This is a genomic window from Nocardia citri (assembly GCF_054065835.1).
This window is the reverse complement of the sequence record NZ_JBSUQM010000004.1, coordinates 170,368-192,843: the sequence shown is the minus strand read 5'-3', so window position 1 is coordinate 192,843 and position 22,476 is coordinate 170,368. Positions and strand designations below refer to the sequence as shown.

23 protein-coding genes, 1 pseudogene and 1 riboswitch are annotated in these 22,476 nt (G+C 65.5%); of the genes and pseudogenes, 13 read left to right on the top strand and 11 right to left on the bottom strand.

All coding sequences use genetic code 11. The features are described from left to right. Nucleotides 1-73 precede the first annotated feature (73 nt). Entirely contained in the window at nt 74-1,456 is a 1,383-nt protein-coding gene (locus ACW2Q0_RS08875; protein WP_457188066.1) for a cystathionine beta-synthase, read from the top strand. Nucleotides 1,457-1,529: 73 nt separating this feature from the next. Here ACW2Q0_RS08875 and ACW2Q0_RS08870 read toward each other — a convergent pair whose 3' ends face one another. Then, the gene (locus tag ACW2Q0_RS08870; protein WP_457188064.1) at nt 1,530-2,003 is read right to left on the bottom strand and encodes a DUF4254 domain-containing protein; all 474 of its coding nucleotides are present in this window, start codon (nt 2,001-2,003) and stop codon (nt 1,530-1,532) included. 406 nt (nt 2,004-2,409) lie between these two features. Continuing rightward, nucleotides 2,410-2,625 (bottom strand): annotated as a pseudogene (locus ACW2Q0_RS08865) (acyl-CoA dehydrogenase family protein); the annotation flags it as partial. 199 nt (nt 2,626-2,824) lie between these two features. On the opposite strand from ACW2Q0_RS08865, the gene ACW2Q0_RS08860 reads away from it, so the two are divergent. Next, nucleotides 2,825-4,000, top strand: a complete 1,176-nt coding sequence (locus tag ACW2Q0_RS08860) for a cystathionine gamma-synthase (RefSeq protein ID WP_457188062.1) — start codon at nt 2,825-2,827, stop codon at nt 3,998-4,000. Between the two features lie 83 nt (nt 4,001-4,083). Here the strand turns inward: ACW2Q0_RS08860 and greA are convergent, their stop codons facing one another. Both greA and ACW2Q0_RS08850 read right to left on the bottom strand, forming a co-directional pair. After that, nucleotides 4,084-4,578 (bottom strand): transcription elongation factor GreA, encoded by a 495-nt coding sequence (gene greA / locus ACW2Q0_RS08855; protein WP_040695247.1) that lies wholly within the window; start codon nt 4,576-4,578, stop codon nt 4,084-4,086. Between the two features lie 298 nt (nt 4,579-4,876). Then, nucleotides 4,877-5,317, bottom strand: coding sequence for a DUF4307 domain-containing protein (locus ACW2Q0_RS08850; protein ID WP_457188059.1), 441 nt, complete (start codon nt 5,315-5,317; stop codon nt 4,877-4,879). Nucleotides 5,318-5,442: 125 nt separating this feature from the next. On the opposite strand from ACW2Q0_RS08850, the gene mca reads away from it, so the two are divergent. The 4 genes from mca to ACW2Q0_RS08830 all read left to right on the top strand — a co-directional run bounded on the left by mca (nt 5,443) and on the right by ACW2Q0_RS08830 (nt 10,093). Beyond that, nucleotides 5,443-6,327, top strand: a complete 885-nt coding sequence (mca, locus tag ACW2Q0_RS08845; RefSeq protein ID WP_457188057.1) for a mycothiol conjugate amidase Mca — start codon at nt 5,443-5,445, stop codon at nt 6,325-6,327. Next, nucleotides 6,327-6,596, top strand: a complete 270-nt coding sequence (locus tag ACW2Q0_RS08840) for a hypothetical protein (protein ID WP_457188319.1) — start codon at nt 6,327-6,329, stop codon at nt 6,594-6,596. The genes mca and ACW2Q0_RS08840 overlap by 1 nt, the downstream gene beginning before the upstream one ends. Nucleotides 6,597-6,972: 376 nt before the next feature. After that, a complete protein-coding gene (locus ACW2Q0_RS08835; RefSeq protein WP_457188055.1) occupies nt 6,973-7,539 on the top strand; it encodes a TIGR03086 family metal-binding protein in 567 nt (188 codons plus the stop codon). A gap of 484 nt (nt 7,540-8,023) precedes the next feature. Continuing rightward, the gene (locus ACW2Q0_RS08830) at nt 8,024-10,093 is read left to right on the top strand and encodes a thioredoxin domain-containing protein (RefSeq protein ID WP_457188053.1); all 2,070 of its coding nucleotides are present in this window, start codon (nt 8,024-8,026) and stop codon (nt 10,091-10,093) included. A 94-nt stretch (nt 10,094-10,187) separates the two neighbouring features. On the opposite strand, the gene trhA is transcribed toward ACW2Q0_RS08830, so the two are convergent. After that, on the bottom strand, nt 10,188-10,877 hold the full coding sequence (gene trhA / locus ACW2Q0_RS08825; protein WP_457188317.1) for a PAQR family membrane homeostasis protein TrhA: 690 nt from the start codon (nt 10,875-10,877) through the stop codon (nt 10,188-10,190). A gap of 247 nt (nt 10,878-11,124) precedes the next feature. Between trhA and ACW2Q0_RS08820 the strand changes: the two genes are divergently transcribed. Further along, entirely contained in the window at nt 11,125-11,943 is an 819-nt protein-coding gene (locus ACW2Q0_RS08820; protein ID WP_457188051.1) for an isoprenyl transferase, read from the top strand. A 70-nt stretch (nt 11,944-12,013) separates the two neighbouring features. Next, nucleotides 12,014-12,253, top strand: coding sequence for a hypothetical protein (locus ACW2Q0_RS08815; protein WP_457188049.1), 240 nt, complete (start codon nt 12,014-12,016; stop codon nt 12,251-12,253). Here the strand turns inward: ACW2Q0_RS08815 and coaA are convergent. Continuing rightward, nucleotides 12,225-13,157, bottom strand: coding sequence for a type I pantothenate kinase (gene coaA / locus ACW2Q0_RS08810; RefSeq protein WP_457188047.1), 933 nt, complete (start codon nt 13,155-13,157; stop codon nt 12,225-12,227). The two genes, ACW2Q0_RS08815 and coaA, sit on opposite strands and share 29 nt — an antisense overlap. A 177-nt stretch (nt 13,158-13,334) precedes the next feature. On the opposite strand from coaA, the gene ACW2Q0_RS08805 reads away from it, so the two are divergent. Then, nucleotides 13,335-14,531, top strand: a complete 1,197-nt coding sequence (locus ACW2Q0_RS08805; protein ID WP_457188045.1) for a DUF885 domain-containing protein — start codon at nt 13,335-13,337, stop codon at nt 14,529-14,531. On the opposite strand, the gene ACW2Q0_RS08800 is transcribed toward ACW2Q0_RS08805, so the two are convergent. Further along, the gene (locus ACW2Q0_RS08800; protein WP_457188044.1) at nt 14,503-14,961 is read right to left on the bottom strand and encodes a nitroreductase family deazaflavin-dependent oxidoreductase; all 459 of its coding nucleotides are present in this window, start codon (nt 14,959-14,961) and stop codon (nt 14,503-14,505) included. The genes ACW2Q0_RS08805 and ACW2Q0_RS08800 overlap by 29 nt on opposite strands. Before the next feature lie 11 nt (nt 14,962-14,972). Next, on the bottom strand, nt 14,973-15,419 hold the full coding sequence (locus ACW2Q0_RS08795) for a PaaI family thioesterase (protein ID WP_457188042.1): 447 nt from the start codon (nt 15,417-15,419) through the stop codon (nt 14,973-14,975). A gap of 94 nt (nt 15,420-15,513) precedes the next feature. On the opposite strand from ACW2Q0_RS08795, the gene ACW2Q0_RS08790 reads away from it, so the two are divergent. Both ACW2Q0_RS08790 and glyA read left to right on the top strand, forming a co-directional pair. Further along, nucleotides 15,514-16,083, top strand: coding sequence for a TetR/AcrR family transcriptional regulator (locus ACW2Q0_RS08790; RefSeq protein WP_457188040.1), 570 nt, complete (start codon nt 15,514-15,516; stop codon nt 16,081-16,083). Nucleotides 16,084-16,103: 20 nt separating this feature from the next. Beyond that, a riboswitch (ZMP/ZTP riboswitch) is annotated at nt 16,104-16,188 on the top strand. Between the two features lie 93 nt (nt 16,189-16,281). Beyond that, nucleotides 16,282-17,598: a serine hydroxymethyltransferase gene (gene glyA / locus ACW2Q0_RS08785; protein WP_457188315.1), complete on the top strand. Its 1,317-nt coding sequence runs from the start codon at nt 16,282-16,284 to the stop codon at nt 17,596-17,598. 216 nt (nt 17,599-17,814) lie between these two features. Here the strand turns inward: glyA and ACW2Q0_RS08780 are convergent, their stop codons facing one another. From ACW2Q0_RS08780 to ACW2Q0_RS08770, 3 genes are all read right to left on the bottom strand, one after another. Then, nucleotides 17,815-18,552: an ESX secretion-associated protein EspG gene (locus ACW2Q0_RS08780; RefSeq protein WP_457188038.1), complete on the bottom strand. Its 738-nt coding sequence runs from the start codon at nt 18,550-18,552 to the stop codon at nt 17,815-17,817. Beyond that, nucleotides 18,552-19,790, bottom strand: a complete 1,239-nt coding sequence (locus tag ACW2Q0_RS08775) for a hypothetical protein (RefSeq protein ID WP_457188036.1) — start codon at nt 19,788-19,790, stop codon at nt 18,552-18,554. Before ACW2Q0_RS08775 ends, ACW2Q0_RS08780 begins: the two co-directional genes overlap by 1 nt. A gap of 113 nt (nt 19,791-19,903) precedes the next feature. Then, nucleotides 19,904-21,097, bottom strand: a complete 1,194-nt coding sequence (locus ACW2Q0_RS08770; RefSeq protein ID WP_457188034.1) for an FAD-dependent monooxygenase — start codon at nt 21,095-21,097, stop codon at nt 19,904-19,906. 113 nt (nt 21,098-21,210) lie between these two features. Here ACW2Q0_RS08770 and ACW2Q0_RS08765 point away from each other — a divergent pair, with 113 nt between their 5' ends. Together ACW2Q0_RS08765 and ACW2Q0_RS08760 are read left to right on the top strand one after the other, a co-directional pair. Then, nucleotides 21,211-21,957, top strand: a complete 747-nt coding sequence (locus ACW2Q0_RS08765; protein WP_457188032.1) for a TetR/AcrR family transcriptional regulator — start codon at nt 21,211-21,213, stop codon at nt 21,955-21,957. A 97-nt stretch (nt 21,958-22,054) separates the two neighbouring features. Continuing rightward, the gene (locus ACW2Q0_RS08760; RefSeq protein WP_457188030.1) at nt 22,055-22,474 is read left to right on the top strand and encodes a limonene-1,2-epoxide hydrolase family protein; all 420 of its coding nucleotides are present in this window, start codon (nt 22,055-22,057) and stop codon (nt 22,472-22,474) included. The last annotated feature ends 2 nt before the right edge of the window (nt 22,475-22,476 follow it).

Here is a 22,476-nt window from a genome sequence, read left to right as displayed (position 1 = left end):
ATCACCGTCATGTGCGATTTGTCGGGCCAGACGCGCGCGCACCCACGTGAACCCCTTCTGCAACGATAGAGGCATGCGCATCGCTGATCACGTCGTTGACCTCATCGGCAATACGCCGCTCGTTCGATTGAACTCGGTGGTGGAGCCCAACGCGGGCATTGTGGCGGCCAAGATCGAATATCTGAATCCGGGCGGTAGTTCCAAGGACCGCATCGCCGTGAAGATGATCGAGGCGGCCGAGGCCTCCGGCGCGCTGCGGCCCGGCGGCACCATTGTCGAGCCGACCTCCGGTAATACCGGTGTCGGGCTCGCGCTGGTCGCGCAACAGCGCGGCTACAAATGCGTCTTCGTCTGCCCGGACAAGGTCAGCGAGGACAAGCGCAACGTGCTGCGCGCCTATGGCGCCGAAGTCGTGGTGTGCCCGACCGCGGTGCCCCCGGACCACCCGGACAGCTACTACAGCGTCTCCGACCGGCTGGTCCGCGAGATCGACGGCGCGTGGAAGCCGGATCAGTACTCCAACCCGGGCGGTCCGGACAGCCACTACGAGACCACCGGCCCGGAGATCTGGCGCGACACCGACGGCAAGGTCACCCACTTCGTAGCGGGTGTCGGTACCGGCGGCACCATCACCGGTGCGGGTCGTTATCTGAAGGAGGTCTCCGGCGGCAAGGTGCGGATCGTCGGCGCCGATCCCGAGGGTTCGGTGTACTCCGGTGGCACCGGTCGGCCATACCTGGTCGAGGGCGTCGGCGAGGACTTCTGGCCCTCGGCCTACGACCCCGCCGTGCCGGACGAAATCATCGCCGTCTCCGATGCCGACTCCTTCGATATGACGCGCCGGCTCGCGCGCGAGGAGGGCCTGCTGGTCGGCGGCTCCTGCGGGATGGCGGTGATCGCGGCCATCGAGGTCGCTCGCCGCGATCCGGATGCGCTGGTAGTCGTACTGCTGCCGGACGGCGGTCGCGGCTATCTGTCGAAGATCTTCAACGACCAGTGGATGAGCTCATACGGCTTCCTGCGCGATGAAGTGGACAGCGTGGCAGAGCCCCTGGTCGGTGATGTGCTGCGCGGCAAGTCGGGTGCGCTGCCGGATCTGGTGCACACCCATCCGTCGGAGACCCTGCGCGATGCGATCGAAATCCTGCGCGAGTACGGGGTTTCGCAGATGCCGGTCGTCGGCGCCGAACCGCCGGTGATGGCGGGCGAGGTCGCGGGCAGCGTGACCGAGCGGGATCTGCTGTCGGCGGTCTTCGAAGGCCGTGCGCACCTGACGGATTCGGTCGCCGAGCATATGAGCCCGTCGTTCCCCCTGATCGGTTCGGGCGAGCCCATCTCGGCCGCAACCAAGGCATTGTCCGATTCCGACGCTTTGATGGTCGTCGAAGACGGCAAGCCCGTAGGCGTCATCACTCGCCACGACCTGCTCGGCTTCCTCAGCACAGGCTCCATCTGAGCTCGAGGCCAGGTGGAATCCGTGGCGGCTGTCGAGTAGCCACGGCCACCGGCGCCACCTGATCTCGAGTGCGCTATGCGGTTCGGCGTGGGCGCGAGTTGTCTTGGGGGGCACCGATGATGAGGTCGGTCCAATGGTCGGCGAGTAGGGCCAGGCGGTACCAGGCGGCGTGGACGCGGTCGTCGGAGACTTTTTCGGCGGTATGCAGCGCATGGCTGGCATGGACGTAGGCGGCGGCCATGCGATCGATCGTCGCGCCGATGGATTCGGCGCGGATATGCGCGGTCGACTGCCGCTGCGGAACTCGCCTGATCACCCAGGTATCGATGGCGGAGACGAGTTCGGCTCGGCGGCAATCTATTCCGGCGGTGGCGAGTGGGTCGCCGCGCCGCTGCCGGTGCAGATCGGCGAGCGTGTGCGCCAGCGGAATGAGCGGATGCTCCTGACCAGGCTCGACCGGATGTCCACCGAAGGCAGCGACCAATTCCCGTTGACCCGGCAGTGTTCTGGCGCCCTCGATGATCGGTGCGCGATTACGCACGAACATGGTCGGCTCCCATCGATTCGACAGGGGCCATCCGGTCAGCGGAGTCGAATGAGAGCGCGTGCATCGTGTACCTCCGACGGAATTTCGGTGCAGATAGTTTGCGCCTCTTGCCTTGGCGAATCGGTGACACGCAGATGGCACCGCGATGACAGATAGCAACAAACTTCTCCCCACCGCGTTGAATAGCACGGTGAGAAATACCGACCAGTCTGCGTCGTCAATAATTCAGTCGCACACCATGATTCGGCGATCACCCCCCGAATCCGCAATCACTGAATCAGCACAGTGACACCGGTGTCGCGATGAGGCACGGCACCGCGTAGTTCAGCCACTGCGTCGAAGCCGAAGGCGCAGAGGTCTCCGGTGCGCTGACTGTGCTGTTCCAGAGTCTGCGTGAAAACAGTTGCTACCGAAACGCATTCGAATCGGTCAGTGCCTTTCCGAACACCAACTGGTGCACCTCTGCCGTGCCCTCATACGTGAGCACCGACTCGAGATTGTTCGCGTGCCGCAGTACCGGGTAGTCCAGTGTGATGCCGTTCGCGCCGAGGATGGTTCGGCATTCGCGGGCGATCGTGATGGCCTCCCGGGTGCTGTTCAACTTGTCGGCGCTATTCTGTTCCGCCAGCAGTGCGGGCGGTATCGCGGATCTCGCGCTCGTCCTCGGTCAACAGGGCATCGATCGCGAACAGTTCAATCAATGCTCAGCATGAGTTCAACCTGCCGCCGTCGCCGCGGTGAAAGTCGGGATCGGTGCGGCAATGGACGACGCGGCCCGACCGGCCGATAGCCCGCTGATCGTCCGAGGCTAGGCTGACCCCATGAGCGAGCGCAGCGAGCAACAAATGAACACAGCTGAGCTGGGATTCTCCACCAGAGCCGTGCATTCCGGATACGAACCCGAGGCGCGGACCGGTGCGGTGAACGTGCCCATCTACGCGAGTTCGACGTTCGCCCAGGACGGGGTGGGTGGGTTGCGTGAGGGCTACGAATACGGCCGCACCGGCAACCCGACCAGGACCGCACTGGAGGCGAACCTCGCCGCGCTCGAATCGGGCCGCTACGGACGCGCCTTCGCCTCCGGCATGGCCGCCACCGACTGTGCGCTGCGGGCCACGCTGCGCCCCGGTGACCACATCGTCATCCCGGACGACGCCTACGGTGGCACCTTCCGGCTGATCGACAAGGTCTTCAGCCAGTGGGGCATCGAACATTCGCCCGCGCATGTATTCAATGTCGACGAGATGCGTGCCGCGATCCGCCCGAACACCAAACTGATCTGGATCGAAACCCCCACCAACCCGCTGTTGAGCATCGGCGATATTCCGGCGCTGGCCGAGGTCGCGCACGTCGCGGGCGCGAAGCTCGTAGTGGACAACACCTTCGCCACGCCGTATCTGCAGCAGCCCCTGCTGCTCGGCGCCGATATCGTCACGCATTCGACCACCAAGTACCTCGGCGGGCATTCCGACGTCGTCGGCGGCGCACTGATCACCAACGATCCGGAACTCGATGCGGCATTCGCCTTCCTGCAGAACGGTGCGGGTGCGGTGCCCGGCCCGTTCGACGCCTACCTCACCCTGCGCGGCACCAAGACCCTCGCGGTGCGGATGGATCGGCACTGCGACAACGCCGAGACCATTGCCGAATTCCTCACCCGGCATCCGGCCATCTCGCAGGTCATCTATCCCGGCCTGGCCGAGCATCCGGGCCATGCCATCGCCGATAAGCAGATGAAGCGCTTCGGCGGCATGATCTCGGTGCGGCTCAACGGGGGTCGGGACGCGGCGCAGGAGTTCTGCTCGCGCACCACGATCTTCACCCTCGCCGAATCGCTCGGCGGCGTGGAATCGCTGATCGAACATCCGGCCGCCATGACACACGCCTCCACCGCGGGATCGCAGCTGGAAGTGCCGGATGATCTGGTGCGGCTCTCGGTCGGCATCGAGGACGTCAGCGATCTGCTCAGCGATATCGAACAGGCACTGGCGAACTAGGCCATGGAATCGAAGAGCGGCCGCATCCGTACTTTACGGATGCGGCCGCTCTTTATGGCTCGGGACGGGCTCCCGGCTCGGGATCAGCTGTGGTACGGCTCGGCGCTGACCAATGTCACCTTCATGGTCTTGCCATTCGGCAGCGTGTACTCACGGGTGTCGCCGACCTTCGCATCGATGAGCGCGCCACCGAGCGGCGAATTCGGCGAGTAGGTCTCGAGCTTGGAATCGTTCAGACCCTCTTCGCGGGTCGCGATGAGAAATGTCTCGGTGTCGGATTCGTCACCGTCGTAGTAGACCTTGACGACCGAACCGGGCAGTGCGACGCCGGACTTGGTGGGCGCAACGCCGACCTTGGCATTGTTCAGCAGCTCCTGCAGCTGCCGGATGCGCGCCTCCTGCTGACCCTGCTCTTCACGCGCGGCGTGGTATCCGCCGTTTTCCTTGAGGTCGCCCTCTTCGCGGCGTTCGTTGATCTCGGCGGCGATGACCGGACGATTGGCGATGAGCGCGTCGAGTTCACCCTTGAGCCTGTCGTGCGACTCCGGGGTCAGCCAAGTCACTTGCGTCTCAGTCATCTCGATCACTCCCTAGTAGTTGTTCCCGGCCGAGGCCGGGTTCCCTGATCCGCTGCAGTGCCCACAGGGGGCGGGCACGCACCAGCCGACGGCTAGTGCCATCCTGGGGAAGTTCATCGAACCCCGACAGGCCTCAGATCCGGCAAACTCACACACCCGGAACTGACAGCGCTGGCCGCTGATGCAGCAAACACGGCTCCGAGCCCCGGAACCGTGTATCACGCTATTTTAGCATGAATCACAAACATGCAGGTCGGCGTTCCTTTTGCGGACGGCTTCGGTGGTGTCTCGTCCGGAATCAGCCCGCCCGGAGGTACTTGGGCACGTTGTCGCTACAGCCGTAGATGCCGCTCGAGACCGGCCGTGCGGAGGCGCGGACGGTGGTCGTCAGCTCGATGGTGCCGCTGCCGGACGGTTCGATCAGCACCTCGCGCCGCCCCAATTCGGACCCGTCCCTGGCCATCGCGCGGACGAAACACACCACCGGCTGCTGCGGATCCTTACGGGTGACCTTGAGGTGGACCGAGATGGTCGAGTCGTCGACGACGGTATAACCGAGTTGTTCGGCGTCGATATCCTCTGGTCCGTACTTCTGGAAGCCGAGGTAGGCGACCCCGAGGCCCGCGGCGAGTACGACCGCGCCGAGTGCGAACGGAATCCAGCGGCGCGTCGGGCGTGGCGTGGCTCCGTACCGGTCGGCAGGTCGGTCGATCGGCGTGTCACCGGGCGTTTCACTCATGCCGTTTCACTCCCGGGGGGTACGTCGGAACAAAAGTCTGTCGAATGAAACTATAGGGACAGGTAGATCGGACCCCGGCGGCGGAGAGTACGAGGTATGACGGTGGCTGATGAGGTGAACGAGACGTGAGTGGCTTTCGGCTCATGGCGGTTCATGCGCACCCCGATGACGAATCGAGCAAGGGCGCTGCGACGACCGCACGGTATGCCGACGAGGGCCACGATGTCCTCATCGTCACGCTGACCGGCGGCGAACGCGGCAGCATCCTCAACCCGGCGATGGACACCCCGGGCGTGTTGGAACGGATCGATGAGATCCGGCGCGAGGAGATGGAGGCCGCGGCCGCCGCGCTCGGTGTGCGCCAGACCTGGCTCGGTTTCGTCGACTCCGGCCTGCCCGAGGGCGATCCGCCGCCACCGCTACCCGAGGGCTGCTTCGCCCTGGTCCCGCTGGAGGAGGCTGTCGAGGCGCTGGTCCGCGTGGTGCGCGAGTTCAGGCCGCATGTGATGACCACCTACGACGAGAACGGCGGTTATCCGCATCCGGATCACATCCGCTGCCATGAGGTGTCGATGGCCGCGTTCGAGGCGGCCGGTGATCCGGCGCGCTTCCCGGACGCGGGCGAGCCGTGGCAGCCACTGAAGATCTACTACGACCACGGTTTCACCATGGCGCGCCTGGACGTATTCGCCGCCGAATACGAGCGGATCGGTGAGTCGTTCCCGCTGCAGGAGTGGCTGGAACGCACGCGCGCCTACCGGCGGGGCCGCCCCGACGGCATGACCAGGGTGACCACCCAGATCGAATGCGCCAAGTACTTCCCGCAGCGCGATGACGCCCTGCGGGCACACGCCACGCAGATCGATCCCAACGGTGCGTTCTTCGCGATTCCGATGGAAATGCAGCAGCGGCTGTGGCCCACCGAGGAGTTCGAACTGGCCAAGTCCAGGGTCGACGCCACGCTGCCGGAGACCGATCTGTTCGCCGGTATCGAAGACGAGTACCGGTGATGTTGGCCTTCCTCGCGCAGTCTCCCGGCACGCCCACCGGACCCGAATTCGGTAAGGCGTCGCCGCTCGGCCTGGTGATCGTCCTGGTGTTGCTCGCTGGGACGGTCCTGCTGGTGCGTTCGATGAACCGGCATATCAAGGGTCTGCCCACGACCTTCGAGCCCGAACATCCGGAACCGGATCAGGCGGCCGACGATGGCACGGAACCGGGGATCGCCCGGCTCGAGAACAAGGATGCCGAATCCGACGATGGGCCTGATAAAACCTGATTTCACAGCCGTTGCTCGAAAAGCGCGGCATGCTGGCGCTGGCCGACCTCGGCGAAATCACGCCGGAGCCCCGAGCCCGGCCCGGCCCAGTCCCGTGCCGAACTGCTCACCGACCGGTGACGCGGTGGTGCAGACCCGGCTCGACGAGCCGGTCGCACCGTTGGCCGATATCCAGATCCGCCATCTCGGCGCCGTGTTCGCCAGGGGGCCGTTCACATCTCGGCGCCCCCGATCATGTGCTGCTCAGGAAGGTATCGGCGCAACCCTTTCGGGTCCTCGTCGTGCTGGATTCCGTGATCTGGGCGGCGTTGGATCGAGTTTGGATGTCACCCGGTTGTGCTACATCTTCTGCTGAGTCTTCGAGTGAAGGATGCCCATGGACACTGTGATCGGACAGATCGACCGCGCACTGGATATGGCGGGTGCGATCGTGATCGCCGCCGTCGACGGCGACCGGCTCGCGGCGCCGACGCCGTGTCAGGATTGGGATGTGCACGCGGTGCTCAATCATGCCGTCGGCAATATGCATCGGTTAGCGGCTCAGGTGAGCGGTACCGATGCGGGTGCCGGACTCGAGGATGACTGGCTGGGCATCGATCCGCAGGGCGCGTTCGCGGCGGCCGCCGAAGTCGACCGCGCCGCCTGGCATCGCCCCGACGCCCTGACCGGCACCGTGCACATGGCGCTCGGTGAGCTACCCGGTCCGGCGGCCGCCATGGTCCATCTCACCGACGTTGTCGCGCACGGCGTCGATATCGCGGTGGCCATCGACCGGCCCGACCTCGCCGATGACGAACTGTGCGCCGAAGTGCTGACCACGATGCACGCCATGGGCGGGCTGGACGGGTTCCGCAAACCGGGCATGTTCGACGAGGAGGTCACGGTACCCGCGGACGCGCCCGCGCACCGTCGACTGCTCGGCTATCTGGGCCGCGCCTGGTAACCGCTTGTCGCACGGTGACGAGCGGGAGCCCTCCATCAGCGCGACAGTCGACTGACTCGAAGCGATCGCGGCAGTCGTGCAGGAGATCTTCTGTGAGGCCGGCGTGCGTGGTGGGGTGTCCGTCCGATGTTTCGATTGCGCTGGTGAGGCGGGTTCGGTGCCGATGAACCGGTGGTGCTGGCATCGGTGGTGATGGTGCCGTTGGTGCTGGAGTTCGCTCGGTAGGTGGCGACGGGTCAGTTCGACCCGACCGATCGGGTGCGGGCGTGGGCGGCGGACCGGCTCGGTGGCGTCAGCTCGAGCGATGCGGCGTTCTGCGCGCTGACCGTGAGCGATAACACCGCCCACCATGGGGTCGGGCTGCGCCTATTCCGCGTCGTGGTGGCCGCGACTGCTCTGCGTGCGGCCGAGCCGACGGTCTCGACCTCGGTCATGGGTATGTGGGTGGCACCGTGTGCTCGTCCGATGTGGAAGGCTGGCACTTGTGAACAGACTGGTCAGTGCTACTTCGCCTTATCTGCTTCAGCATGCCGACAACCCGGTCGAATGGCGTGAGTGGGATGCCGGTGCCCTGGCGGAGGCGGTTGCGCGGGACGTGCCGATCCTGCTGTCGATCGGCTATGCGAGTTGCCACTGGTGCCATGTGATGGCGCACGAATCGTTCGAGGATGCGCGGACGGCGGCGCAGATGAACGAGAACTTCGTATGCATCAAGGTGGACCGTGAGGAGCGTCCGGATCTGGACGCGGTCTATATGAACGCGACGGTGGCGATGACCGGGCAGGGTGGCTGGCCGATGACGTGCTTCCTCACGCCGAAGGGTGAGCCGTTCTACTGCGGTACCTATTACCCGAAGGTGCCCCGTGGCGGGATGCCGTCGTTCACGCAATTGCTCACGGCCATTACCGATACCTGGAAGACGCGCCGTGACGAAGTGGACAAGGCCTCTGCTCAGGTGACCGACGCCTTGCGCGCACAGGCCGCCGGGCTGGCCTCGGCCGATGTGACGATTTCGGCCGAATTACTCGATCATGCGGTCGCCGCGGTGCTGCGTGATGAAGATCCGAAGCACGGCGGCTTCGGTGGTGCGCCGAAGTTTCCGCCGTCGGCATTGCTGGAGGGGCTGCTGCGGAGCTGGGAGCGTACCGGCGATGCCGCGACCTTCGATGTGGTGCATCGGACGGCCGAAGCCATGGCGCGCGGAGGTATCTACGATCAGTTGCGCGGTGGGTTCGCTCGCTATTGCGTCGATGCCGCATGGGTGGTGCCGCACTTCGAGAAGATGCTCTATGACAATGCGCAACTGCTGCGCGCCTATGCGCATCTCGCTCGACGGACGCCCCCGCGGGAGCGAGAGTCTTTGGCACACAGGGTTACCCGTGAGACGGTGCACTTCATCCTCGATGACCTCGGCACCGACCACGGGGGGTTCGCATCCGCATTCGACGCCGACACCCATGTGGAGCCGGGTGGACCAGGCGTCGAAGGCGCGACCTACGTTTGGACACCGGCCGAGTTGATCGGGGAGCTCGGCGCTATCGAAGGTGCTTGGGCCGCAGAGGTTTTCGGGGTCACAACCGCCGGGAACTTCGAGCAGGGCACCTCGGTGCTCACCCGGTATGCCGATCCGGATACGTTGTCCGACAACGGGCCCGCCGCCCGCGAGCGCTTCGCACGTGTCCGCGCCACGCTAGGCGAGGCCCGTGCGCGACGCCCACAGCCGGACCGTGATGACAAGGTGGTGACCGCCTGGAACGGTATGGCCATTACGGCCCTGGCCGAGGCGGGTTCCGCACTGCGGCAAGATGATTGGGTCGAGGCCGCGGCCCGCTGCGCCCGCTTCCTGCTGTCCGAGCATGTTGTCGACGGCCGCGTACGCCGTGCCTCGCTCGGTGGTGTGGTCGGCACGTCTCCCGGGGTGTTGGAGGACTACGCCTGGTTGGTCACCGGCCTGCTGGCCTTGCATCAGGCCACCGGCCGAATCGACTGGCTCGAACATGCACAAAGCCTGCTGGACAAGGCAATTCAACACTTCGCCGACCCAGCCGCGCCCGGCAACTGGTTCGACACCGCCGATGATGCCGAAACCCTCGTTACCCGCCCGCGCGATCCCATCGACGGCGCGACCCCCGCGGGCGCGTCCGCCTTGGCCGAGGCCCTCCTCACCGCTGCTGCCGCCAGTGGTCCGGAACCCGCCCTCCGCTACCGCGAACTGGCCGACCAAACCCTCCAACGCGGTGCCGTTGTCCTGGCCCGCGCGCCTCGCTCGGCAGGCCAATGGCTCACCGTAGCCGAATCCGCCCTCCGCGGCCCCCTCCAAGTGGCCATCGCCCTACCCGACAACTCCGCCGCGGCATTGGAATTGATCGCCACCGCCCGCACCGAAGCCCCCGGCGGCGCCGTAATCATCGCTGCCCCCACCAACTCGGTCCCCCTCCTGACCGACCGCCCGCCGGTCAACGGCGCCCCCTCCGCATACGTCTGCCGCGGCTCCATCTGCGACCTCCCCGTAACGGCCCCACCCGACCTGCGCACCTCCCTGAACCGCCGATAGTGGGTGAGGTTCGCCACGATGGCGATCGGCGCGAGCAGTCCGACGCGCGTAATCGCCCGCGGCGACCTCGCCGACTTGATATCGGCGGATACGCTCAGCGCAGTACGAGTAGCCAGATGGCGGCGTAGTGGCAGAGGGCGGCGAGGACGGTTGCGGCATGGAAGAACTCGTGGTGGCCGAAGACGGTGGGCCACGGGTTCGGCCATTTCGTCGCGTAGAGGATGGCGCCGCCGCTGTAGACCAGACCGCCGATGAGCAGCAGGATCAGCGGCGCGATGCCGATATTCGCATCGAGTTGCCCGGCCACCGGCACGATCGCCCAACCAAGCAACAGATAGAGCGGCACCCCGACCCAGCGGGGAGCGGTGGGCCGCAGCAGTTTCAACGCCACACCGGCCAGTGCGCCCAGCCACACCACCAGCAGCAGTACCCGGCCTGTCCGCCCCGGTAGGCCGAGTAATGCGAACGGTGTATAGCTGCCCGCGATGAACAGGAAGATCATCGAGTGATCGGCGCGTTTCATCTGGACGCGCGTTTTCGCGGTCGACCAGGTCACCCGGTGGTAGACGGCGCTGATGCCGAACAAACCGCACACGGCCAGCCCGTAAACCAGAGTGGACCAGCCAGCCGTCGCCGAGACGTCCGCCGCTGTCGAAACCAAGACAACTACCGCGATTGCGGCGATGCCGACCGCCCAGGTATGGATCCAGCCCCGCATCCGCGGCTTGATCAGAGTCGCTGTGCCCGGGACGGCGACCGGTGTCGCATCGGCGGCGTCGATCATTTCGGACACGAGTTACCTCCTAGTGGTACTTGTCAGTAACCTACGGTGCCGTAAGTGCGGTGTCTCGTCACTGTACCCGGAAACCCACGGCGTGTGCGACGCCCGGAGGTGGTGGCGCAGCATGAGCTCGGAGGGCAGTGCGCGTCGCGAATCGAATACCCGCGCGGGGTGCCGTGACGGGTCTGGAGGCGGGATAGCGCAGCGTAACCCGAGGGCTTCGCGGCATGCCGCACATCGAACACAGTCGATGTGGGGCTCGCGCCGCGCAGGCGTAGGGTTGGTCGCCGTGGAGCTTCCGAGTCGGGTGCGTGGATTGCCATACCGCATCTACGAGGCACGGCTGTCCAAGCAGCTGGCCGGCAAACAACATCCTCGGCACGTCGCGGTGATGTGCGATGGTAATCGGCGCTGGGCCAGAGAAAACGGTTTCACCGATGTGAGCCACGGGCATCGGGTCGGCGCGCTGAAAATCGCCGAACTCGTCGGTTGGTGTGCGGACGAGGGCATCGAGATGGTGACCGTCTATCTGCTGTCCACCGAGAATCTGCAGCGCGATCCCGACGAACTGGAGACCCTGTTCGAGGTGATCACCGATGTCGTCGAGGAGCTGTCGGCACCGGAACAGAACTGGAGTGTGCGCATCGTCGGCACGCTCGACGGCTTTCCGGAACTGGTCGCCAAGCGTCTGCGTACCGCGGCCGAACGCACCAGCGGACGCGACGGTGTGCACGTGAACGTCGCGGTCGGCTACGGCGGTCGGCAGGAGATCGCGGATGCGGTCCGCAAACTGGTCCGCCAGGAGATCGCGGCGGGCGAGACGGGCGAGGACCTGGTCCAGTCGATCACCGTGAACTCCATCGGTCAGCACCTCTACACCTCCGGTCAGCCCGATCCCGATCTGGTCATCCGAACCTCCGGTGAGCAGCGGCTTTCCGGGTTTTTGCTGTGGCAGAGCGCATACTCGGAGATCTGGTTCACCGAGGCGTACTGGCCGGAATTCCGGCGGGTGGACTTCCTGCGCGCCTTGCGCGACTACGCCGCTCGACATCGCCGGTTCGGTATCTGACGCAACGGTATTCACGTACAGTCCGGTTTGTGGGTAAGGCGGGCGTGTTGCCGGGGCCGGAGGGGAATAGATGCCCTACGTCGGCTACGAGGACTTCGGTCGGCGCTTCCTGGAGTACGCGGCTTACGAACAGCGCATTTCGGACGCGTTCGCCCAGTTGACCGGTGCCGCCTTCGATTTGGGCCCGATCGGTGTCGGGCCCGCCGAGTTGGCGAAGGTCGCCGCGCAGGTGCGACTCGGTGAGCCGAAGCTGCAACGATTCGTCGACCAGGTCATTACGGCTACAGCTTGCGCAACCGCAGGCGGTTGATGCTGTGGTCGGCGTCTTTGCGCAGTACCAGCGTCGCGCGCGGACGCGTGGGCAGGATGTTGTCCACCAGATTGGGCCGGTTGGTGGAGTTCCAGATCTCCTTGGCGGTGGCCGTCGCCTGGTCGTCGGTGAAGCCCGCGTAGTGGTGGAAATGCGAGTTCGGATCGGCGAAGGCCGTTTCGCGCAGGGTGAGAAACCGTTGCACGTACCAGTTCTCGATGTCTTCGATGCGCGCGTCGACGTAAATCGAGAAGTCGAACAGATCCGAGACCATCAAACGCGGACCGGTCTGCAACACGTTGAGACCTTCCACGATGAGAATGTCGGGCTGGGTCACGCAGTGGAACTTGCCCGGCACGATGTCGTAGGAGATATGCGAATACACCGGCGCACATACCTCGGCCGCACCGGATTTCACCTCGGTGACGAAGCGCAGTAGTTTGCGGCGGTCGTAACTTTCCGGAAAACCCTTGCGGTCCATGATGCCGCGCCGAGTCAGTTCCACGGTGGGATATAAGAATCCGTCGGTTGTGACCAAATCCACACGCGGATGGTGATCCCACCGCGCGAGCAGGGCCTGTAGTACACGTGCGGTGGTCGATTTTCCGACCGCGACACTGCCCGCGACACCGATCACGAATGGCACCTGCTGATCGGGATGGGTCTCCCCGAGAAAGGTCGCGGTCGCGGCGAATAGCCGTTGACGTGCGGCGACCTGCAGGTGAATGAGGCGAGCAAGCGGGAGGTAGACCTCGGCGACTTCTTCCAGATCGATCTGTTCGCCGAGGCCGCGAAGACCGATCAGTTCTTCCTCGGTGAGTACCAGGGGAGTCGACTTACGCAGGGTCCGCCACTGTTTCCGGTCGAATTCCACATAGGGACTCGGCTCGCTCATTCGTGCCACTTACCCGACACTCCGTTCAGACAAACACGCGTAGGTCGCACGCCGACTGTATGAGATTCGGTCCAGCTCTCGCATAGCCGAATTCTGCTCTGCCTCAACATCGTGTGAGACGCGGGGTGCCGATACCGGGTGGTAACCGGTCGATGACGTGGCCATCAGCGGCTAATGTCGGCGGACATGGAAGCGCATCCCCTTGTGACCGAGTACCTGCGACTCGGCTTGGCATTCGACCGGTTGGAGGAAGGTTTCGTCGACGCGTATATCGGTGATCCGGCGCTGCGTCACGAGGTGGAGAACGCGCCCGCGCCCGAGCCGCGCGAGCTGGCTCGGCGGGCGGTGGCATTGCGTGCGGAACTGCCCGCGGCCGGATTGTCGCCGCAGCGGACCGAATTCCTCGATGTGCACCTGCGCGCGCTGGCATGCTCCGGTCGCAAGTTCGCCGGGGACGACATCGGGTTCGTAGAGGAGGTGCGCGCGTATTTCGATGTCGATATCGCATCCGGCGATATCGCGGACTACCGCGACGCGCACCGGCAGATGGACGAGGTGTTGCCCGGCGACGGCCCGCTCGCCGAGCGGGTGACGGCATTCCGCAAGGCCGACGAGATTCCGCCGGAGCGGTTGCGGGTGTGCGTCGAGGCGTTCTCGAGTGCGCTACGGGAACGGGTGCGCGAGCGTTATCCGCTGCCCGACCACGAGCACGTCACCTATGAGGTGGTGGGGGATAAGCCGTGGTCGGGCTTCAATTACTACCTGGGCAACTACCACTCCCGGGTCGCGATCAACTCGGATCTCAAACAGCATATGGCGCATCTGCCCAGCCTTGTCGCGCACGAGTCCTATCCGGGACATCACACCGAGCACTGCCGCAAAGAGGCCGGTCTGGTCGCGAACGGGCAGGCCGAGCAGACGCTGTTCCTGGTGAATACCCCGCAATGCCTGATGGCGGAGGGGCTGGCGGATCTGGCGCTGCGCTCGATCGTCGGACCCGGCTGGGGCAAGTGGGCGCAGGATATCTACGCCGATCTGGGTCTGCGTTTCGAAGGTGAACGCGCCGAACAGCTTTCGAATGCCTCGGCCGAATTGCTCGGGGTCAGGCAGGATGCCGCGCTGCTGCTGCACGATCAACATCGCGACGCCGACGAGGTCGTCGAATTCTTGCAGCGTTGGAGCCTGACCACCCAGGAACGTGCCCGCCAGTCCCTGCGCTTCCTGTCCTCACCGCTCTGGCGCGCCTACATCAGCACCTACGTCGAGGGCTACCGCCTGCTCGGCGGCTGGCTGGACCGCGCCGTCGACGCCGATGACCGCGCCGACCGCTTCCGCCGCCTCCTCGACGAACCTCTCACCCCCGGCGCTCTGCGCGCCATGTGATGCGCACCGAGATGGGGTCGGATTCCAACGCCTTGATCGTCCATGCCGTGGCGGATTCGGCGGCGCGGCCCCTGGCGAAGGTGTGGGCGCGGGCGGCCACATCGTCATCGGGGACGAAGGCCGCGGTGCCGGTATACCAGCGCTTGCCCTGGCGCAGCCGGACCTCCGGATGCACGGCGATATTGCGGGCCCAACCCGCGCGGTGGCCGTGCTGGGAGATCAGCCACGCGCCCTCGTCATCCATGGAGACGGTGACCGGCACGCGGCGCGGCTGACCGGATTTGGCGCCTATGGTCTCCAATTCGGCGAGTATCGAGGAGCGGATGCCGATCCGATCGAGCAGTCCGACCGCGGGATTGACGAGATAGCGGCCGATCAACCGCTCCCGACGGAACTTGCGTGCGGCGGCTGCGGCGGAGCGTTGGCTCATAGCTGTCTCCTTCAGCGGAAGATGACGCAGGTCGTGGAGCCGTGCGCGACCAACTTACCCTGGTCGTCCACGACGCGGCCCTCGGCGGTCGCGGTGGTGCGGCCGACATGGATGGTGGTGCCGGTCGCGATCAAGCGACGGTCGTCGGTGGGTACCGCGCGGATGTAGTTGATCTTCAGTTCCAGCGTGGTGTAGCCGACACCGGCATCGAGCGTGGTGTGCACCGCACAGCCCATTACCGAATCGAGCAGGGTGGCGCAGATGCCGCCGTGCGTGGTCCCGAGCGGATTGGCGAAATCGGGCCGGGTCCGCAGCGCGAAGACCGCCTTGCCGAACTCGAGTTCCTCGACCTGCAAACCGAGCAGATCGCCGATGAACGGTGGCCGCGAGTCCGTCGTCATCGCGGTACGCAGCAGTTCGAGTCCCGACAACTGCGCCGGATCGGTCGGAGCCTTCATTGATCTCGTCCTTTCGATGAACCGATCGGTCCACATCTGTCATGATTGGAGCATGGACCGATCGGTTCACGCAAGCATGGTTAGGAGGATGGCGATGACCTCGGGTCCGCGCGACCGGCTGATCGACAGCGCCATCGACCTGGTGCGCGAACAGGGCGTACACGCCGCCGGGCTCGCCACCCTGCTGGAACGCAGTCGCGTCTCCCGTAACTCGCTCTACCAGCACTTTCCATCCGGTAAGGGTGAGCTGGTCGAGATCGCGACCAGGACGGCGGGTGAGCGTCTCGCCGCGATGATGGACAAGATCACCGGCTCCGGATCGGCCGAGCAATGGATCGTCGCGCTGGTCGGCCGGTGGCGGCGCGCGCTCGAAAGGTCCGCGTTCACCGCGGGATGTCCGATCGTCGGCGCCGCACTCGCCGAATCCGAACCGCGGGTGCAGGCCACCGCGGGCGCCGTCTTCACCGACTGGACCGACCAACTCGCGAAAGGATTGTGCGACAAGGGGCTATCGGCCGAGGAGGCGCGATCGCTGGCCGGGTTCGTGATCAGTGCGCTGGAGGGAGCCATCATTCAATCCCGGGCGCTGAAATCCACGCGGCCGCTCGACGATGCGCAAGTCCATCTCACCGCCCTGTTGCGCTCCGCGGTCCCTGAGGCTTGACGGGTCTGTCGCCGGATAAGATGAGTCCACGCGACTGGCGCACTCGAGGTGGAAGCAACCACCGGGAAGCACCCTCGCCCCGCACCGCGCGCCTGGGTGCCGGGCTCATGGGCTTCGGGGTGCGCGCCCCGGGGCATCCGGACCACGGAGGTTGCGATGCAGACCGAGACACAGAACCCCCTGATCGGCGCGGCGCGGATGGCAAATAGACTCGACCAGGTGACGCAGACGACCGCCTCTGTCAATACTCGATCCCTCGGTGAGCTCGATCCGGAGCTCGCTGCCGCGATGGCAGGCGAACTCGCCCGCGAACGCGACACCCTCGAGATGATCGCCTCGGAGAACTTCGTGCCGCGCGCGGTGCTGCAGGCGCAGGGCAGTGTGCTCACGAACAAGTACGCCGAGGGGTACCCGGGCCGTCGCTACTACGGCGGCTGCGAGCACGTCGATATTGTCGAGACCCTCGCCCGCAATCGCGCCAAGGAACTCTTCGGCGCCGAATTCGCCAATGTGCAGCCGCATTCGGGCGCGCAGGCGAATGCCGCGGTGCTCATGGCGCTGATGGAGCCGGGTGACCGGTTGCTCGGCCTCGACCTCGCGCACGGCGGTCACCTCACCCACGGCATGCGGCTGAACTTCTCCGGCAAGCTCTACGAGGTGCACTCGTATGGGGTCAGCAAGGAAGATCACCGCATCGATATGGATGAGGTGCGCAAGACCGCGCTCAGCTCGCGGCCGAAGGTGATCGTCGCCGGTTGGTCGGCCTATCCGCGGCACCAGGATTTCGCCGCGTTCCGGGAGATCGCCGATGAGGTCGGTGCGAAGCTGTGGGTCGATATGGCGCACTTCGCCGGTCTGGTCGCGGCTGGTCTACATCCCTCGCCGGTGCCCTACGCCGATGTGGTGTCCTCCACCGTGCACAAGACCCTCGGCGGCCCGCGCTCCGGACTGATTCTGGCCAAGCAGGAGTATGCCAAGAAGCTCAACAGCTCGGTGTTCCCCGGCCAGCAGGGCGGTCCGCTCATGCATGTGATCGCCGCCAAGGCCGTCGCGTTCAAGATCGCGGCGAGCGCCGAATTCAGGGAGCGTCAGGAGCGCACCCTGTCCGGTTCGAAGATTCTGGCCGAGCGGCTCGGCGGCGCGGATGTCAAGGACAAGGGCATCAGCGTGCTCACCGGCGGCACCGACGTGCACCTGGTGCTGGTCGACCTGCGCAACTCCGAGATCGACGGTCAGCAGGGTGAGGATCTGCTGCACGAAATCGGAATCACGGTCAACCGCAACGCCGTTCCGTTCGACCCGCGCCCGCCGATGATCACCTCCGGCCTGCGCATCGGCACCGCCGCCCTCGCCACCCGCGGCTTCGGCGATGTCGAATTCACCGAGGTAGCCGACATCATCGCCACCGCATTGGCGGGCGGCTCCGACATCGACGCTCTGCGCGCCCGCGTCACCAAGCTCGCCCGAGATCTGCCCCTCTACAACGGGCTCGAAGACTGGCGCCTGCTCGGCTGAGCCGCTGATTCCGATTCGCCTGGGAATCCAGCTGCGCGTCAACGGCATCCGTTCGCGTGCGGGGATTCCCAGGCGAATTCGTTTGTGGACAAGGCCGAAGCCTTCTCCATCGCGATCTGATGGTTGAAGGCCGGGAGGATGCGCAGGCGCGCGACGGCGCGGTTTCGAGGACAAGGTCTAGGCCTCGATCACCGATCGCGTGCGTATGCCGCTGTGCTACCGGTCCACGCGGGCTTTCGCGCGGACGATGGATTCGTCGAGGTAGCGGGTGATATCGGCGCTCGAGCCCGGGCGGATCATGAGTGCGCGGTTGGCGGGGACCTCGCAGTAGCGCCCGGCCTTGGTATCGATCCAGCGGAGCTTTCCGGTCCGCAGGGGTTCGGCGTTGCGGGGGCCGACCAGGACGGTGGCGGTGCCGCTGGTATCGCAGGGTTGGTGCCAGAAGCGGCGGTAGCGATCCTGGATGGCGCGGGACGGGGAGTTGCCGAAGGGGTCGGGGTGTTCGTCGTTGAGATCGTCGAGGAGATAACTCTTTTCGGCTGCCGTCCCGGGCGGAGAATCGGGGAGCAGTCGAATCAGCTCGGTGGCGAGCTGGTCGACGCGCACGCGCCGCACCTGTACGGTGCCGCCATCCGGTGCCGCCGCCTGCAGTGCGATGACGCCCGGTCCAGTGCGGGTGGCGCAGCCGATCGCGCGCAGTTCGATCGCTCTGCCGGTGTTATCGATGCCGAAGAGTTCGATGCGCCACTCTGGTTTGGCGAGCACACCGATGGCGCGCAGCAGTGGCGCATTGTCTTCGCGGGCCAGCTCCGCACGGAATTGTCGCTGGTAGGCGCGATATTCGTGGAGTCCGGGGAAGCGGCTGGTGAAGCGAAACGGAAAGGGCATGCGATCGAGGCCGGTGCCGAACCAGGCCGCCGCGAACTGCTCGGCGGACAAGGTCCACTGCGTCATCATTGCCCCCCGAGCACGGGCGGTACGGTCTTGTCCACCTCGCCGATGAGGTGCTCGCCGTGCTCCTCGGTGCGCAGGTAGGCCGCCGACTTATGGTCACCGTCCTCGGCCCGCCGGCTACGCGCGCCCGGCGGAAACATCCCGGAGTATCCGGCGGATCCCGTCGCGCCAACCCGACTCGGTGCACTGGTGCCGGGTTGAGCCGCCGTCGGTTCCGGTGTGGTGCCCGGCACCGACTTGCCAGGACTCGGAGTTGCGCCGGTGTCGGACGCGCTGCCGGGGCTCGGGGAGGCAACCGTCGGGCTCGAGGTCACCGGCGTGCTCCCGACCGACGTGATGGTGGTCGGCGAGATCTGCGGGCTGACCGTCGCTGGGGCGGTCGAGGTGGTGGAAATATGCGTGTACGAGCTCAGGGTGGTCGGTGTGCCGCTGCCAGTCGTCGATGAAATTAGTTGCGGGCCAACAGCTTCGGATTGATCCGACTTACTCGTATCCCCGTTCGGCCCGGAGCGCTTACGGGTGTCCACCGACTTCTCTATATCCCCAGCCCCGCCGCTGCCCGTACCCTCGGCCGTACCAGAGTCCCCGCCTGTGCTCTCCGCCTTACTCATTTCCTGACCGGAATCTCCAGCCTTGTCGCTGCCCTCCGGCTTCCCTGTTTCACCACCCGCAGCGGAATTTCGGCCCCTGCTCGAGGAATCGCCGCTCCCACCCAGTGAACCCCCCAACCCTGACACCCCGGAAATCGGATCAACCACCGGCGGCAACGTCGGAATCAACGGCGCGGTACTCCCATACGGCTGGATATAGAGCGTGCTCATATCATCGCGAGCCTGCTCCTCCTGCGCATGCCGGGACTCCGGATTATTCGAGGTATCCATCACCGGCGGCACCGCCACCTTGAACCGCCCCGCCGCACTCGCGGCCGCCGATAGCGGCGTCGACTGGTGAGCCAGCGACTCACCCAGCTCACCGACGCGCGCGGCATACTCCCGAATGCCGCGTACCGCCCGGTCGGCCGCCGTGCCCTCCCAATGTTGATCCACCGCTTGCTGAATCGCGGTTTCGAACTGTTGTCCGGCCTTGGTCACCGCTGCCGCGATGGCGGCCCAGGCATCGAACGCGCTGTTCAGTCCGTCCGGATTCATCTGGTCGGCGGCCTGTTTGATCTCCTCGTGTGAAAAGTTCTGCGCGTTCTCGGGATTGGTGATCGCGCGGCCGTCCATCTGTGCTGTCATGACCGAGCCAGCCCCTTCCGTCAGTGCGGTCTGACCCTATAGACGCACTCGACTCCACGCCGGTTCCCTCGAAAACCAGCCGGTTCCATACGGTCCGCTGACGGGTGTCGGTATCAGTTCGCAGTGGCGGCCGCGACCAGCGCCGGGTAGTCCGGCAGCTCGATGGTCTTGACGTTCTCGGTCATTTTCACCATCTTGTCGAACATCCACGAGTGCAGGAACCAGTTGCGGAACTTGATGCCGAGCGCGGTCTTCGGCGCGAAGAAGCGGCCCGCATTGCTGTAGTCCACGAGTTTGCCGAGCGAGTGCATGAGCTCGTCGTAGCGCGCGAAAGCCGTCCGGTAGTCGCCGTCGGCGAGCGCGAGTTCACCGGCCATGATGTAGGCCCCCTGCACCGCGAGGCCGGTTCCGAAGCCGCCCAGAGTGTTTCCGTAGCCCGAATCGCCGACCAGCGCGACCCGGCCCCGGCTGTAGCTGTTCATCTTGCGCACCATGCTGATCGAGTCCAGGAAGAAGTCGTCGAACTCCGCCATTTCGGCGAGCATGCGGGGGGCCTCCCAGCCGACGTCGGCGAAGGTCTCCTCGATGATGCGTCGCTGCGTCTCGATGTCGTCACGGGCGTAGTCGAGTTCGGGCGAGGCGAAGATGTAGAGCTGCTGTGCCTTCGAGCCGTCGGTGATGACACATTTGCCCGGCTCGTTGTAGCCGTGGGCCGTCATCCGCTCGGGGATGCCTTCGGACTCGGTCGCCCACGGGCTCGCGCCCGCGACGCAGTAATAGTGGCCGAGGTGCTTGACGAATTCCTTTTCCGGCCCGAACGCCAGACGCCGTACCCGCGAATGGATTCCATCGGCGCCGAAGACCAGATCGAAGCCGCGCGGCGCGCCCTTCTCGAATTCGACCCACACGCCGTGGTCGGTCTCGGTGAGCGCGCTGATCGAGTCGCCGAATACGTATTCGCAGTCCTGGTAGGTCTTTTCGTACAGGATCCGCGACAGATCCCCGCGCAGGATCTCCACGTCGCCGCCGGTGAAATCGCCGGAAATGAGCGCCTGCTGCTCGCCCTTGCCGTCGACGATCGCGATATCGGTGGTGCCGGTGCGGTGCGCGTAGATCTCGTCCAGGATGCCCATCCTTTCGAGCACCTTGTGGTGCGTTTCGCCGGTGAAGTCGACGGCCTGACCGCCCGGCCGCGGCTGGGGTGCGCGCTCGACCACCGTGACGGCGAATCCGTAGCGGGTCAGCCAGTAGGCGAGTGCGGGGCCGGCGATGCTCGCGCCGGAGATGAGAACGGTCTCGTTACGCATGGTGTCTCCTGAACGTCGTTATCTGCGTCCGATGGAATCTGTATCCATAGGACACAAATTAGTGTGTGATGTACACAGTTACTTGTCAACATGAAATGCGTAAGGATGTGGAAATGCCTGCACCGACCACCCTCGAACTGCTCTGGGGCACCCAGCGGCGGCCCAAGCGCGGCCCCAAGCCCGCGCTGTCACTGGAGGGGATCGTCGCGGAGGCCATTGCCCTCGCTGATGCCGAAGGCCTGGCGAACCTGTCCATGCAGCGCCTGGCCGAACGCCTCGGCTTCACCAAGATGTCGCTGTACCGATATGTGCCGGGCAAGGATCAGTTGACCGCTCTGATGGTGGACGCCGCGATCGGAAGTCCGCCGGATATCGTTGCAGCGCAACATGGTTCGGGCGATGAGTCGTGGCGAACCGGACTGCGCCGCTGGGCCGAGACGATCTTCGAGCGCTACAGCGCACACCCCTGGTCGATCGGCCTGACCATCGGTGTGCGCGCCATCGGCCCGAATGAAATGGGCTGGATGAATGCCGCGCTCACCGCGCTCGACGGCACCGGATTGACCGGTCCCGAGCAGCTGGACACCATCGTGCTGCTCAACGGGCACATCCGCAGCCTGGTGCAACAGGTGACGACCGTGGACCGGAGGGAGAGCGCGCAGCAGATCGCGGGTCGGTTCGCCGAGATGATGGCCGCCGTTGGCGACCGGTTTCCCCTGGTTTCGGCCGCCTTCGCCGAGGAGGCCGCTGCCACCGGCGAACCACCCGCCGCGGGGGGCCCCGGTGCTGCGCTGAGCTTCGGCATCGACCGAATTCTCGATGGTCTGGGTGTCCTCATCGCCGACCGCCGCCGACAGTAGCGGCTTAGGCTCGGTGCATGAGTGAGCGCAGCGAGCGAACATCGAACACAGCGACAACGTCGGTCATGCTCGAGCCGAGCGCTAGCGAGGCACAGGCATGAGTGACGAACTCGAACTCGAGCAGGACGCGGTTACCACGGTGCGGGAGTTTTTCGCCGCACTCGAGATCGGTGCGGTAGCGGAGGCACTGGACCTGCTGCACCCCGATGTCGTCTGGAAGAACACCTCACTGCCGACGGTCGGTGGGGGCCTCACGCGCAAGATCCTGCGCGGGCTCAATCGCGACACCATCGGCTTCGCCGCCGAAATGCATCACATCGCCACGAACGGCGACTTCGTACTGACCGACCGTACCGATATCCTGCGCGTCGGTCCGCTGCGGATCGCGTTCTGGGTGTGCGGCACCTTCGAGTTGCGCGACGGCCGAATCATCCTGTGGCACGACCACTTCAGCTGGGAGAACTTCCTGCGCGGCACCGCCGTCGGCCTGTTCCGCGCCGCGCTGCCCCAGCGGTGAGG